Source organism: Neobacillus drentensis, from assembly GCF_036962125.1.
Taxonomy (GTDB): domain Bacteria; phylum Bacillota; class Bacilli; order Bacillales; family Cytobacillaceae; genus Neobacillus; species Neobacillus drentensis_B.
In genome coordinates this window covers 50805-65216 of the sequence record NZ_JBALOA010000005.1, presented here as the reverse complement: position 1 = coordinate 65216, position 14412 = coordinate 50805, and the positions used below count along the sequence as shown (strand labels likewise).

The window sequence follows — 14412 nt, the reverse complement described above, 5'->3', positions numbered from 1 at the left end:
ATCCAATCTCCTGAAAAATTGATCGGCCAAAAAAGACAAAAGGTAATAGAGTGATTCTATTACCTTTTGGATTATAACACACTTTATTTTGTTTTTCTTAACAAAAATGAACCGGCTAGTAAAAAAGTTGGAATCGATGATAACCCAACAATCAATAACCAATCCTTTGCAGCAATCGGGAGAGTATGGAAAACAGGCTGCAGAGGTTGGTAGTAAATAACAACTAGCATTAATACAAGGGAAGAGATAACCGCCCAAACAAGATATGGATTGCCAAAAGGGTTTCTGGAGAGAACTGATTTTTCACTTCGACAATCAAAGACGTGAATGAGTTGTGCCATCACGAGTGTAGCAAAAGCTACAGTTTGTGCATATGGCAAACGTGCAGGATCGTTATGGTAAACAATCATGAAAGAAAGCAAGGTTACAATACCTATCAGGAATCCACGCGATACGACCTTCCATCCCAACCCGCGCGAAAAAACACCTTCATCTGGACTGCGCGGCTTCCGTTTCATCACGTTTTCTTCCGGCCGGTCGAGTCCAAGTGCCATTGCAGGCAGACCATCAGTAACCAAATTCACCCAAAGAATCTGGATAGGAATGAGCGGGAGTGGGAGCGCTAAAATCATTGCAAATAGCATTACCAAAATTTCCCCCACATTGGAAGCAAGTAGGTATCGGACGAACTTTCGAATATTTTCATATATATTTCTACCTTCAACGATAGCCGCCTTAATGGTCGCAAAGTTATCATCCAACAAGACAAGCGCCGAAGCTTCCTTAGCCACATCTGTACCGGTAATTCCCATTGCAACACCAATGTCAGCCGCCTTAATAGCTGGAGCATCGTTTACACCATCACCTGTCATCGCCACAATATGTCCACGATTTTGTAATGCCTTGACAATCTTCAATTTATGCTCTGGTGAAACCCTTGCAAAAACGGAAACATCATTAACGACTTCTTCCAATTCTTCGACAGACATTTCAGATAAGGTATTCCCGTCAATAACCTTACTTTTATTGGTTATGATTCCAAGTTGTGTGGCAATCGCTTTTGCCGTTATCACATGGTCACCGGTAATCATAACGGTTTTAATTCCTGCTTCCTTACATTCTTTGACCGCTTGTTTCACTTCTGGTCTTGGTGGATCTATCATTCCTTGGATACCAATAAGTGTTAAATTTTTCTCTGCTTCATGTTCACTTAATATCACGGTGTTAGCCTGAATTGGTTTAAAAGCAATTGCAATTGTCCGGAGCGCCTGTGCAGCAAGTCCGTTTACTGCCTCCTGAACCCTGACAAGTGTCTCTTTATTTAGAAATTGTGTTCTCTCGTCCCAAAGGACAGATTCACTAATACCTAATAGTACGTCTGGTGCCCCTTTTGTGACAATAAAATGCCGGTCCTGCTTGTCTTTAACATGGACACTCATCATTTTTCGTGTTGAATCAAATGGGAATTCATCGATAATCGTAAATTCATCTAATAATTTAGTACGATCAAAACCCGCCTTCATTGCACTTACTAACAGGGCCCCTTCAGTAGGATCACCATCAAGTAAATAATCATCATCCTTGACGACTAAATCTGAATGATTACATAACATCCCAAAAATAAGCATTTGCTGTAAGGCTTTTTCATCTTTAGGATTTATATTTCGTTCATTTCTATAAAAGTTGCCTTGCGGTCGATAGCCAACACCGTCTACTGTCCACGTTTGCCCCCCGCTCCATAAATGAGTAACCGTCATTTTGTTCTGTGTCATTGTTCCGGTTTTATCCGAACAAATGACCGAGGCACAGCCAAGTGTTTCAACCGCAGGGAGTTTCCTTACTATCGCATTTTTCTTAATCATCTTTTGGACACCAAGTGATAATGCCACAGTTACAATTGCCGGTAAGCCTTCTGGAATAGCAGCAACGGCGAGGGAAACTCCTGCTAAAAACATCTCATAGATATCGTGGCCTCTTAACACACCTACCACAACAACAAGGACGGTTAATAACAAGGCTACAGTTATTAAGATTTTTCCTAATTGCTCTAAACGGCGTTGTAATGGTGTATCTTGCGCCTCAGCATTTTGGAGTAGGTCAGCGATTTGTCCCATGGCTGTTTTCATGCCTGTTCCAATGACAACGCCAATTCCGCTTCCCCTTGTAATCATCGTCCCCATAAAGGCAATATTCTCCATATCACCAATTCCTGGGTTAGGGTTATTGAGGGGCTCAATATGTTTGGAAACAGGAACTGATTCACCAGTAAGTGCCGATTCCTCAATTTCTAAACTTTTTGACTCAATCACGCGGACATCGGCACCGATTCGGTCCCCGCTTGCAAACTTCAAAATATCACCTATGACAATATCCTTCGAAGGAATTTTGACCCACTGTCCATCCCGAAGCACGGAAACTTGCGGGGCTGATAATTCCTTTAACGCCTGCAGTGATTTCTCTGCCCTTCTTTCTTGAAAGAATCCTAGAAAGCCATTGATGATGACGATGGCGATAATCGCAATGGCATCAATGTATTCGCCAAGTAAACCAGATATTAGTGTAGCGGCAAGTAGAACTAGCACCATAAAATCTTTAAATTGACTAAAAAATAAGAGTAAAGCTGATTGCTTTTCTCCTTCTTCCAATTCATTAAGACCGTAGAGCTTGATCCGCTTTTTTACTTCTTCCTGCGATAATCCCGAAGAAAAGTCGGTTTCTAAGGCCTTTTCTACTTGATCTATCTTCATTTCATGGAATTTCATCCGACCATCTCACTTCCCCCTTTAAATACCATAAGTACATGCTCTAAAGAAAGCTTATTCAGGGTCGTCCCAAAAAATGCTATGATATGGTGAAAGAAAAATTAGATAATAGGTTAAAAATAAGACAGTCTTTTTTTAGTAAGCTATAATGAATTCATATGAATGTAGTAAAGGATGTTTTCCATGTCATTTGATGGTTTATTTACAAAAGCAATGGTCGATGAGCTGGTCCGTTCGTTAAAGGGCGGACGGATTAATAAGGTTCATCAGCCCTATAAAAATGAAGTAATTCTAACCATTCGTGCGAATGGTGTCAATCAAAAGCTGCTATTATCTGCTCACCCAAGCTATGCACGGGTTCAGTTCACTAACGAAGCTTATGATAATCCAAGTGAACCGCCAATGTTTTGTATGCTTCTCAGGAAACATGTGGAAGGATATATTTTAGAGGATTTATATCAAGTAGAAACGGAACGCATGATCGTCCTAGAAATTAAAGGCAGGAATGAGATTGGAGATATTAGCTATAAACAATTAATAATTGAAATTATGGGCAGACATAGCAATATCGTGCTCGTTGATAAATCGCGGAATATTATCCTCGACAGCATTAAGCATGTCTCGTTTGCGGTGAACAGCCACAGGGCAATTTTGCCTGGCCAGCCATATGTTTTTCCACCTGCCCAGCATAAAAAAAATCCATTTCATTTATATGAAGAGGACCTTTTAAGAAACATTGATTTTAATGCAGGTAAAATTGACCGTCAATTGGTTGAACAATTTGCCGGGATTTCTCCACTTTTCGCCAAGGAAGTGATCTTCCAAAGCGGTCTTGCCAACCGTGCTACTGTCCCGGGAACGTTTATAAGTATGGTTAAAAAAGTTGAAACAGGAGGAGATATACTCCCTTCCATTATTTCGGCAGGCGGTAAGGACGCATATTACTTATTTCCACTTGAGCATCTAAAAGGAGAAATAAAAACATATCCCACTTTAAGTGAAATGCTTGATCGTTTTTATTTTGGAAAAGCTGAACGAGACCGGGTCAAACAGCAAGGAAATGATATTGAACGATTTATTCATAATGAAAAAGAAAAGAATGAAAAGAAAATTGATAAGCTGAGAGCTACCTTAAAAGAAGCGGAACGAGCTGAACAATTTCAACGCTATGGCGAACTGTTAACGGCTAATCTATATGCGGCTAGTAAAGGGATGCGTGAAATTGAAGTTCTTAATTATTATGATGAATCCGGAGGGATGATTATCATTCCGCTTGACCCGCGGAAAACACCTTCTGAAAACGCCCAAAAGTATTTTTCTAAATACCAAAAGGCAAAAAATGCTCTTGAGATTGTTGTTGAACAAATTGAAAAAGCACAAGTTGAAGTCACCTATTTTGATAATTTATTGCAGCAAGTTCAGGCCGCTTCCCCTAAGGATATTCAAGAGATTCGGGAAGAACTAGTAGAAGGCGGCTATATTCGGGAACGGCAAAAAAAGAAATTGAAGAAGACACAAAACATAAAGCCTGTTTTAGATCATTTTATTTCTAGCGATGGTACGGAGATTATCGTTGGCAAAAATAATAAACAGAATGACTATTTAACAAATAAGTTGGCGGCAAGGGATGAGATTTGGCTTCATACTAAGGACATTCCCGGCTCACACGTGGTGATTCGCAGCAAAGAACCATCTGATGAAACGATTCGTGAAGCGGCCGTTTTAGCCTCTTATTTCAGTAAGGCACGCAATTCAAGTTCTGTTCCTGTCGACTTTACCAAAGTCCGATTTGTTAAAAAACCTAGCGGTGCCAAGCCTGGATTTGTGATTTATGATAATCAACAAACTGTATATATCACCCCGGATGAAGAATTGGTTCTTAAATTGAAGAAAAATTAGAAAAAGAGGATGTCCTAGAGCTTTGGACATCCTTTTTCTGTAGTATTACTAGTGAAGTTACAATAAAATTAGTGGATTCGACCAGATTTTTTCATTTCAATGGGCGAATTTTGAACTTCTATGGGCGAATTCTCTTGTTTAATGGGCGAATTCCACAAGTTAATGGGCGAATCGCCAAATTGACAGGCCAACGATTTCTTTATGATATTAAAGAGTAACCCCATCAAATTGTTTACTCCATTCAGAGGGTGCCTGACTCCATGCTATTAAACTCTCTTGATCATCTCTCATGATATAGCCCTTTTCAATCGCTACCTCTACTAATGTAGGAAAGTTTGTCAGTGACAGACTCGTAATGTCAGCCTGTTCGAATGCTTCTTTGCCCTTTTGGAGTCCATATGTAAAAATGGATACCACTCCAAGCACCTCACAGCCAGCTTCTCTTAAAGCTTGAACAGCTGTAATCACACTTCCACCCGTTGAAATTAAATCTTCCACTACCACTACTTTCTGCCCCTCTTTAACTGTCCCCTCAATCTGATTCCCTTTCCCATGTCCCTTTGCTTTGGAACGAACATAGCACATGGGTAAATCCATCAGTTCGCTCACCCAGGCGGCGTGTGGGATTCCGGCTGTTGCTGTTCCCGCAATCACTTCTGCCTCTGAAAAATGTTCAAGAATAAGTTTTTGCAAACCTGAGGCAATTTCTCTTCTTACTGCAGGGAAGGAGAGAGTTAATCGATTATCACAATAAATGGGGGACCTCAGTCCAGAAGTCCATGTAAATGGGTCCTGTGGCTTTAAGGCTACCGCATTCATTTCTAATAGTCTTTCAGCAATTACATGTTTCATAGTTTTATCCCCTTCCATGCTTCCATCCATTTTTCAAAGCTTTTGACTTGGTCAACTGACCGAGTAATCGAACGCCCTACCACAATTGAACTAACCCCCGAATTTCTTGCATATTCCGGTGTTGCCACTCTCTTTTGATCTCCAACCTGATCAGACTCCATGCGAATACCTGGGCATACGGTCAAAAACGATGCCCCAGCTTTTTCCCTAATAAAAGCAGCTTCCCAGGCAGAGCAGACAACACCGTCTAAACCAGCTTCCTTTGTAAGCTGAGCATAATGCAAAACGGATTCTTCCAAGGAAACAGGAATGAGCTGTTCTTTATTCATTTGCTCTTCTGAAGTGCTTGTCAACTGTGTAACGGCAATACATTCAGGGCGTTTCCGTCCGTTGGCAGTCCCTGCTTCGAGCCCTTCAAGTGCTGCATTCATCATTTCTTTTCCCCCAGCAGCATGGACATTAACTAAGTCACATTCCAAGCGGGCAAGACCCTTCATCGCACTTTTTACGGTATTCGGAATATCATGAAGCTTTAAATCTAGGAAAATACGATGACCTTGTTCTTTTAATTGATGAATGATTGATGGCCCTTCTTGGTAAAACAACTCCATACCAACCTTTACAAATAGCTCTCTGCCTTCAAACGGCTCCAAAAAACGATTTACTTCGCGGCTATTAGCAAAATCAAGCGCGATGATAAGCGAGTTGTCCATGTTCCTTCCAGCTCCTTCCTGTACATTCACTGATGTGTACAAATCCTAATTTTTCAAGTAGTTCAGGCAGTTCCTGAATAATCGTAGGACATACAAATGGGTCTACGAAATTAGCGGTACCGACTGCGACTGCACTTGCGCCCGCATAAAAATACTCAATGACATCACTAGCTGTCTCAACGCCGCCCATACCGATAATTGGAATCCCAACAGCCTGGCTTACTTCGTGAATCATTCGAATTGCTACTGGCTTTATTGCCGGGCCGGATAATCCGCCTGTTCGATTCGCTAGGATTGGTTTGCCTGTTTTTATATCAAGTCTCATTCCAATAAGGGTATTTATCATGGTCAACCCATCCGCGCCACCATCTTCAACAGCCTTTGCCATTTCAACAATGTTTGTGACATTGGGCGATAGCTTCACATATACAGGTACCTCTGATACCGCTTTAACCTTACGGGTTAATTGTTTCGCTATTTCCGGAATAGTTCCAAAAGCAATCCCGCCGGTTTTTACATTAGGGCAGGAGATATTCAGTTCAAGTGCATGAACATTGGAAGCCTTTGAAATTTGACGGGCTACCTCCACGTAATCCTCTTCAAGCGAGCCAGCAACATTTGCAATAATTGGTACATCGTACTGAGATAAAAAAGGAAGCTCTGCGCCAAGAACCTTTTCTAATCCAGGATTTTGCAGGCCAATTGCATTTAGCATGCCTGCAGATGTTTCGGCGACACGAGGTGTTGCATTTCCGAATCTTGGTTCGACGGTTGTAGCTTTAATCATTATCGCCCCGAGTACACTCAGATCATAGAACTGACTGTATTCTCTGCCGAACCCAAAGCAGCCAGAAGCAGGCATGATTGGGTTTTTTAAGTGTAAGCCTGGTAATTCGATGTTTAAGCGACTCATATCAATACCTCCCCTGCCTGGAATACAGGACCATCACTACAGACTTTTTTATAAGAAGCGCCTGTCGGATCATCCTTCTTTTTACATACACAAGCAAAGCAGGCACCAATGCCGCAGCCCATCCGCTCTTCTAGTGATAAGAATACTTTTTTATCTTGATAATTCTGCTCAATTGCTCTTAACATCGGAGTTGGTCCGCATGTATAGATACAATCAAACTGCAATTCTTTCATTACATCTGTCACAAAGCCCTTTCTACCAAAGGAGCCATCCACAGTCGCTACATAAGTTTCCCCATTTTTCAAAAACTCTTCTTCGTAAAAGACAGCTGATGCGGTTTGGAAGCCAAGCACATGGATGACTTTAACTCCTTTTGCGACTAACTGATTTGATAATTCATATAGTGGGGGAACACCAATTCCACCGCCGACAAGTAAGGCAGTATCTCCTTTGCTGACTTCTTCAACAGGAAAACCATTACCTAGTGGACCAAGGATATCAACAAACATTCCTGCTCTTAATTCTGCAAGCAAGGAAGTTCCTTTCCCTTCCTTGCGGTAAATCATGGTTAACATTTTTTGTTCCTTGTCGTACGAGGATATACTAATAGGCCTGCGTAACAGTGGATCTAAACCATTGGTTACTTTAATATGGACAAATTGACCTGGCTCCGTTATTTGAGAAACCAATTCTCCTTCAATGGTCAGCTCATAGATATCTGAAGCAATCTCTTTTTGGCTTAGAATTTTGCATAACTCTTTACTAATCATGCAAAAACAGCCTCCTTTTTCACTTGGTCCATCGCTTCAGCCGAAAAATTCATTGATTCAATGACTTTAAGGATCGCGTCAGCTGTATCTAAGGATGTTAAGCATGGAACACCATTTTCTACGGCTTCGCGGCGAATTCTAAATCCATCCCGTTCAGGCTGTTTTCCTTTTGTCAGTGTATTAATAATGAATTGCGCCTCACCGTGTTGAATAACATCCAACAGCGTCTTTCCGTCTGAACCAATCTTGCTGACGACTTTCACTCGTAGTCCAGCAGCTTCTAGGACAGTGGCTGTACCACTCGTTGCCATTAAACGATAGCCGTTAGCGGAAAATCGCTTCGCGAGCTTTAAGGCTTCTTGCTTATCTTTATCAGCTACGGTAAACAAAACGGTACCGAACTTTTGGATCGTCATTCCAGAAGCAACCAATCCCTTATACAATGCTTTTTCGAGTGTGATATCCTTCCCCATAACCTCACCTGTTGATTTCATTTCAGGTCCAAGCGTGATATCTACACTTTTCAGCTTGGCAAAGGAGAAAACAGGAACCTTGACGAATACTCCTTCTTTTTCCGTTACAAGTCCTGGAATATACCCCTGCTCGACAATCGATATACCAAGGATTGCTTTAGTGGCTATTTTCGCCATAGGAACATTAGTTATTTTACTTAAAAATGGCACGGTTCGGCTTGCACGTGGATTCACTTCAAGCACGTATACTTGCTCTCCTGCCAACACATATTGAATATTTAACAAGCCAACAATGTTTAAGCCTTTGGCTAATTTCTCGGTATATTCAACAAGAGTTTGTTTTACAGTTTCAGAAAGTGTTTGTGGCGGATATACGGCAATTGAGTCACCTGAATGAACTCCTGCTCGTTCAATATGTTCCATAATCCCAGGGATGAGTACATTTTCACCATCACAGATTGCATCTACTTCGATTTCTTTACCTGTTAAATATCGGTCAATCAGAACAGGATGGTCTGGATTAATTTTTACAGCATTTTTCATGTAGTGAAGCAGTTCTTCTTCATGATAGACAATTTCCATTGCCCTTCCGCCAAGTACATACGAAGGGCGGACTAAAACTGGATACCCGATTTCGTTGGCAATCCCCACCGCTTCTTGCACGGATAAAGCTGTTTTTCCTAACGGCTGCGGAATATTCAGCAGGTGGAGGGCATGTTCAAATTTATCTCTATTTTCTGCACGATCTAAATCCTCTAAGCTTGTGCCGAGAATTTTCACGCCATTTTCAGCAAGGTTGGCGGCAAGGTTAATGGCGGTTTGTCCGCCGAATTGAACGACAACTCCGAGCGGATTTTCTAACTCAATGATATTCATGACATCCTCGCTTGTCAGAGGTTCGAAATACAGCTTATCGGAAATACTGAAATCAGTGGAAACTGTTTCAGGGTTATTGTTAATGATGATGGCTTCGTAGCCTGCTTCCTTTATGGCTTTTACAGAATGAACGGTCGCATAGTCAAACTCAATCCCTTGACCAATCCGGATAGGACCAGACCCAAGAACAATCACACTTTTCTTGTCAGTCACGATGGACTCGTTTTCCTCTTCATACGTCCCATAGTAATAGGGTGTTTCCGATTCAAATTCTGCGGCACATGTATCAACCATTTTGTAAACAGGGATAATTCCTAAATTCTTACGCAACCTACAGACTTCTTGTTCTGAACGATTCCAAAGCTCAGCTATTTTTTTATCAGTAAAACCTTTTTGCTTTGCCTCAATCAGAATTTCTTTTTCAAATGGAGTGGCAGCAACTTTTCCCTCTAGTCCAATAATTCCTTCCATTTTCCTTAAGTAAAATAAATCGATTTTACTCCACTCATGCAAGGTTTCAATGGTTAATCCACGTTTTAACCCTTCTGCGATGTAAAAGAGTCGCTCATCGCCTGCTTTTCGAATCCGCTTCTCAAGTAAATCATCATCGATATCGTCTGCCCCGTTTAATTCAAAATGATAAACACCGGTCTCAAGTGATCGAATTGCCTTCAATAAGGACTCTTCAAAAGTACGGCCGATTGCCATAATTTCTCCCGTTGCTTTCATTTGCGTTCCTAATGAACGATTACCAGATTCAAATTTATCAAATGGCCATCTCGGGATTTTAGTAACGATGTAATCGAGCGCTGGTTCAAAGCTTGCGTACGTTTTCCCCGTTACGGGATTCAACATTTCATCCAAGGTTAATCCCACAGCAATTTTTGCTGCTAGTTTGGCTATTGGATAACCAGTGGCTTTTGACGCCAATGCCGAAGAACGGCTAACGCGTGGATTTACTTCGATAATATAATAATTAAAGCTGTTTGGGTCTAAGGCAAGCTGAACGTTACAGCCACCTTCAATTCCAAGGGCGCGGATGATTTTTAGTGATACATTTCTTAAAAGTTGATATTCGCGGTCACTTAATGTCTGGCTCGGTGCCACTACAATCGAGTCTCCAGTATGTACCCCGACCGGATCAATGTTTTCCATGTTACAAACGACTATAGCATTGTCATTTCCATCGCGCATCACTTCATACTCAATCTCTTTGAAACCGGCTATACTTTTTTCGAGTAGACATTGACTTACAGGACTGTGCTTTAAACCACTTGTAACAATTTCCGATAATTCCTCCTGGTTATGACAAATACCGCCGCCTGTCCCACCTAAGGTATAGGCTGGACGAACAATTACCGGAAAACCAAATTGTTCCACAAAGGCCGTAGCTTCAGCTAATTTATGAATGATTACACTATCAGGTACCGGTTCATTTAACTCTTTCATTAAGCTTCGGAATAGGTCTCGGTCTTCCGCTTGTTTAATCGCTGAAAGTTTTGTTCCTAGAATTTCAACCTCACACTCTGACAAGACCCCTGATTCTGATAACTCAACAGCAAGATTAAGTCCTGTTTGCCCCCCAAGTGTAGCTAACAGTGCATCAGGGTGTTCTTTACGAATAATTCGACTGACAAATTCAACTGTTAGTGGTTCTATATAAACGGCATCGGCAATTTCTGTATCAGTCATAATCGTTGCAGGGTTAGAATTCACTAGTATCACACGATAGCCTTCTTCTTTTAGAGCCATGCATGCCTGGGTTCCGGCATAATCAAATTCAGCCGCCTGACCAATCACGATGGGTCCTGACCCGATTACTAATATGGAGTTGATATCTGTACGTTTAGGCATTTGCTGTAACCTCCTGTTTGTTCTCATCCATCATGGCTAAAAACTGATTAAATAATCCATTCGCATCTTCCGGTCCCGGTGACGCCTCAGGATGGTACTGAACAGTAAAAGCCGGATAATCTAGATGTTTTAGTCCTTCAACCGTGTCATCATTTATCGCTATATGAGTAATGGCTAACCTAGTATTTTTTATAGAAGCTGCTTCCACTGTATAGCCATGATTTTGGGAAGTAATCGCAATTTTTCCTGTCGAAAGGTCTTTGACCGGGTGATTGGAACCGCGGTGGCCAAACTTCATTTTCTCTGTATTTGCTCCACATGCAAGGGCAAACAGCTGATGGCCGAGACAAATCCCAAACAATGGCACTCTGCCAAGTACACCTTTTAACATATCAATCGCTTCAGGAACATCCTTCGGGTTCCCAGGACCATTAGAAAGCATAATTCCATCTGGACTTAACTGGAGAATTTCATCTGCAGTTGTGTGATAGGGAACAACAATGACATCACAATCGCGTTGATTTAATTCTCGTAAGATCCCATGTTTCATTCCAAAATCAACAAGGACTACTCTTTTCCCACGCCCTGGGCTCGGATAAGGATTTCTAGTCGATACTTGTTTCACTTGATTAATGGGAAGATTACTTTTTTGTAACTGGCTTACTATTTCGTTCGGGTTTTTTTCAATACTGCAGATGGCTCCTTTTAAGGTTCCATACTGGCGGATAATTCTTGTCAATTTTCTTGTATCGATTCCAGCGATTCCAGGAATTTTTTTCATTTCAAAATATTCATCTAATGTATATTCACTACGCCAATTAGAGGGGAAGTCCGTTGCTTCTTTAACAATGAAGCCCTTTACCGCTGGATTAATTGATTCAAAGTCATCCCGATTAATCCCGTAGTTGCCGATAAGAGGATAGGTTAGCGTGACAATTTGCCCACAATAGGATGGGTCGGATAGAATTTCTTGGTAACCTGTCATACCGGTGTTAAAGACCACTTCACCGATTGTTTCGTTATCGCTGCCAAATCCTTTCCCAATAAAGACCGTACCATCTTCTAAAATAAGCTGTTTTTTCATGCTAATACACTTCCTCTTTCCCAAGCTATTTGGCCGTTTACAATCGTCATCTCAGGCCATCCCATACATTTCCAGCCGCCAAATGGAGTATTTTTACCCTTCGACAAAAATTCTTCTGGGTTAATGACACGTTCCTCATCCAAATTTATGAGGACGAGATCTCCAGGTGCACCAACTTCTATTTTCCCAAGAGGCAGTCCAAATGCTTCCGCTGGCTTTATTGTTAAATAACTGATTAATTGATCGAGTGAGATAATTCCTTTTAAAACAAAATGGGTGTATAAAAGTGGGAATGCGGTCTCTAGTCCCACAATTCCAAATGGTGCAAGAACCATTCCTTCACTTTTTTCTTCAGCCGTATGAGGAGCATGGTCAGTTGCAATAAAATCAATTGTTCCATCAAGTAGACCAGCGATTAATGCCTCCCTGTCAAGAGCATCACGAAGCGGCGGATTCATCTTGTAATTTGCATCAAGTCCCGGAATATCATCTTGAGTTAATAATAAGTGATGGGGCGTTACTTCTGCAGTGACATTAATACCCGCTCGTTTTGCATCCCTTACTACCCTGACTGATTCCTTTGTACTAATATGGCAGACATGATAATGACAGCCTGTTGCTTCAGCTAAGAGAACATCTCTGGCAATTTGGACTGACTCACAAATCGAAGGAATCCCATTTAGTTCATGCTTCTTCGAAAATGAACCCTCGTGTACACAGCCTTTATTTATTAAGGTATTTTCTTCACAATGGGCAACGATAGCCATATTATTGGCTGCTGCCTTACGCATCGCCGCAAGCATCCGCTCGGCCGACTGGACACCGACACCATCATCAGTTAAGGCAAACGCCCCTGCCTCTTTAAGCGCCGCAAAGTCCGTTAACTCTTGACCCAGTTGTCGAGTTGTAATGGATGCATATGGTAAAACTCTTACCTTCGCCGTTTCCTGTATTCTGTTTTGGAGCCAATCCATTTGTTCCTTGGTGTCAGGTACCGGTCTTGTATTTGGCATTGCTGCAAGAGTGGTAAACCCTCCTCTAGCTGCGGCAAGTGTACCGGTTGCAATGGTTTCCTTTTTTTCCCCGCCAGGCTCACGCAGATGGACATGCAAATCGATAAAGCCTGGTGAAACTAATTTCCTTTGTGCATCAACTTTACGATCGACCATGCCATCTATTTGAGGTGCGATTTTTGTAATCACTCCATTTTCTATTAATATATCCGCTTGGTTCGTTTCCCCATCAAATGCTATGTAAGATGCGTTCTGAATAAGTATTTTCATATTGTTTTCCTCCTTCAAAGCTTTGAATTGATCTCTTTATGGCTGCCATTCGGACAAACACACCGTTTTCCATTTGCTTAAAAATTCTTGATTTCTTGCACTCTACAAGACTATCAGCTATTTCCACATTTCGGTTAACAGGTGCAGGATGCATGATAATACTTCCAGTTTTCATCATTTTTTCTCTTTCTAAGGTGAGACCAAATTGTTGATGGTACTCATTAGCAGTAAAACTGCTTTTCTGTTGGTGACGTTCATGTTGAACGCGCAGCAGCATGACAACATCAGCTACCTGTACCGCCTCATCGATAGGCCTATACCTGGTTATATCTGTACTGCGAGTATCAAACCATTCTTTCGGCCCTGAAAAAATGATTTCTGCTCCTAGTCTGGTTAAGACATCCGCATTTGAACGCGCCACCCTGCTATGGCGGATATCGCCAATAATAGCAATCTTTAAGTCTGTAAATTTACCAAACTCTTCCCTGATCGTCATTAAATCAAGGAGTGATTGTGTTGGATGATGGCCGCACCCATCTCCGCCATTAATGATTGGAATATTTACCTTACCTATTAATTCATCAAAATAACGCTCTTGTTCGTGACGGATAACAATGGTTCTTACACCAATTGATTCTAATGTTTTAACTGTATCGTAAAGTGTTTCCCCTTTTTGGACGCTGGAAGTAAGCACTTCAAAGGGGATCACTTCTAAGCCTAATCTTCTTTCAGCAACTTCAAAACTGCTTTTTGTTCGTGTGCTTGGTTCGAAAAATAGATTGGCAGTAAACATTTGCCCTTCCGGTTGCCATTTCATTCCGTTTTTAAAACTCTGGGCATCTGCTAAGATTTGGTTAATCTCCTCTACCTTTAATTCATTTGTGGTTAGTAAGTGATTTAACATCAGTCTCTTTCCCGCCTCTCTTTTTTGAT

General features: G+C 41.4%; 9 protein-coding genes and 1 pseudogene. 1 reads left to right on the top strand and 9 read right to left on the bottom strand.

The genetic code is table 11. From position 1 onward, the window contains the following. Positions 1 to 83: 83 nt before the first annotated feature. On the bottom strand, positions 84 to 2762 hold the full coding sequence (locus V7121_RS04905) for a calcium-translocating P-type ATPase, SERCA-type (RefSeq protein WP_335545901.1): 2679 nt from the start codon (positions 2760 to 2762) through the stop codon (positions 84 to 86). 183 nt (positions 2763 to 2945) lie between these two features. Here V7121_RS04905 and V7121_RS04900 point away from each other — a divergent pair, with 183 nt between their 5' ends. Continuing rightward, entirely contained in the window at positions 2946 to 4661 is a 1716-nt protein-coding gene (locus V7121_RS04900; protein WP_335545899.1) for an Rqc2 family fibronectin-binding protein, read from the top strand. 207 nt (positions 4662 to 4868) lie between these two features. Here V7121_RS04900 and pyrE read toward each other — a convergent pair whose 3' ends face one another. The 8 genes and pseudogenes from pyrE to V7121_RS04860 all read right to left on the bottom strand — a co-directional run bounded on the left by pyrE (position 4869) and on the right by V7121_RS04860 (position 14383). After that, positions 4869 to 5513 carry an orotate phosphoribosyltransferase gene (gene pyrE / locus V7121_RS04895; protein ID WP_335499454.1) on the bottom strand — a complete coding sequence of 215 codons (645 nt, stop codon included), beginning with the start codon at positions 5511 to 5513 and terminating at the stop codon, positions 4869 to 4871. Next, positions 5510 to 6226 (bottom strand): orotidine-5'-phosphate decarboxylase, encoded by a 717-nt coding sequence (pyrF, locus tag V7121_RS04890; protein ID WP_335499456.1) that lies wholly within the window; start codon positions 6224 to 6226, stop codon positions 5510 to 5512. The genes pyrE and pyrF overlap by 4 nt, the downstream gene beginning before the upstream one ends. Next, entirely contained in the window at positions 6198 to 7139 is a 942-nt protein-coding gene (locus V7121_RS04885; protein ID WP_335545897.1) for a dihydroorotate dehydrogenase, read from the bottom strand. Before V7121_RS04885 ends, pyrF begins: the two co-directional genes overlap by 29 nt. After that, positions 7136 to 7909 (bottom strand): dihydroorotate dehydrogenase electron transfer subunit, encoded by a 774-nt coding sequence (locus tag V7121_RS04880; RefSeq protein ID WP_335499460.1) that lies wholly within the window; start codon positions 7907 to 7909, stop codon positions 7136 to 7138. The genes V7121_RS04885 and V7121_RS04880 overlap by 4 nt, the downstream gene beginning before the upstream one ends. Continuing rightward, entirely contained in the window at positions 7906 to 11112 is a 3207-nt protein-coding gene (gene carB, locus V7121_RS04875) for a carbamoyl-phosphate synthase large subunit (protein ID WP_335545895.1), read from the bottom strand. Before carB ends, V7121_RS04880 begins: the two co-directional genes overlap by 4 nt. Further along, a pseudogene (locus tag V7121_RS04870) lies at positions 11079 to 12196 on the bottom strand (carbamoyl phosphate synthase small subunit). Before V7121_RS04870 ends, carB begins: the two are co-directional and overlap by 34 nt. Beyond that, positions 12193 to 13479, bottom strand: coding sequence for a dihydroorotase (locus V7121_RS04865; RefSeq protein ID WP_335545892.1), 1287 nt, complete (start codon positions 13477 to 13479; stop codon positions 12193 to 12195). Before V7121_RS04865 ends, V7121_RS04870 begins: the two are co-directional and overlap by 4 nt. Continuing rightward, positions 13439 to 14383, bottom strand: coding sequence for an aspartate carbamoyltransferase catalytic subunit (locus V7121_RS04860; protein WP_335499469.1), 945 nt, complete (start codon positions 14381 to 14383; stop codon positions 13439 to 13441). The genes V7121_RS04865 and V7121_RS04860 overlap by 41 nt, the downstream gene beginning before the upstream one ends. Positions 14384 to 14412: the final 29 nt, after the last annotated feature.

What these genes read in the sequence shown, in the direction of transcription:
- V7121_RS04905 (WP_335545901.1), bottom strand. Translation starts at nt 2,762, where the DNA reads ATGAAATTCCATGAAATGAAGATAGATCAAGTAGAAAAGGCCTTAGAA.
- V7121_RS04900 (WP_335545899.1), top strand. Translation starts at nt 2,946, where the DNA reads ATGTCATTTGATGGTTTATTTACAAAAGCAATGGTCGATGAGCTGGTC.
- pyrE (WP_335499454.1), bottom strand. Translation starts at nt 5,513, where the DNA reads ATGAAACATGTAATTGCTGAAAGACTATTAGAAATGAATGCGGTAGCC.
- pyrF (WP_335499456.1), bottom strand. Translation starts at nt 6,226, where the DNA reads ATGGACAACTCGCTTATCATCGCGCTTGATTTTGCTAATAGCCGCGAA.
- V7121_RS04885 (WP_335545897.1), bottom strand. Translation starts at nt 7,139, where the DNA reads ATGAGTCGCTTAAACATCGAATTACCAGGCTTACACTTAAAAAACCCA.
- V7121_RS04880 (WP_335499460.1), bottom strand. Translation starts at nt 7,909, where the DNA reads ATGATTAGTAAAGAGTTATGCAAAATTCTAAGCCAAAAAGAGATTGCT.
- carB (WP_335545895.1), bottom strand. Translation starts at nt 11,112, where the DNA reads ATGCCTAAACGTACAGATATCAACTCCATATTAGTAATCGGGTCAGGA.
- V7121_RS04865 (WP_335545892.1), bottom strand. Translation starts at nt 13,479, where the DNA reads ATGAAAATACTTATTCAGAACGCATCTTACATAGCATTTGATGGGGAA.
- V7121_RS04860 (WP_335499469.1), bottom strand. Translation starts at nt 14,383, where the DNA reads ATGTTAAATCACTTACTAACCACAAATGAATTAAAGGTAGAGGAGATT.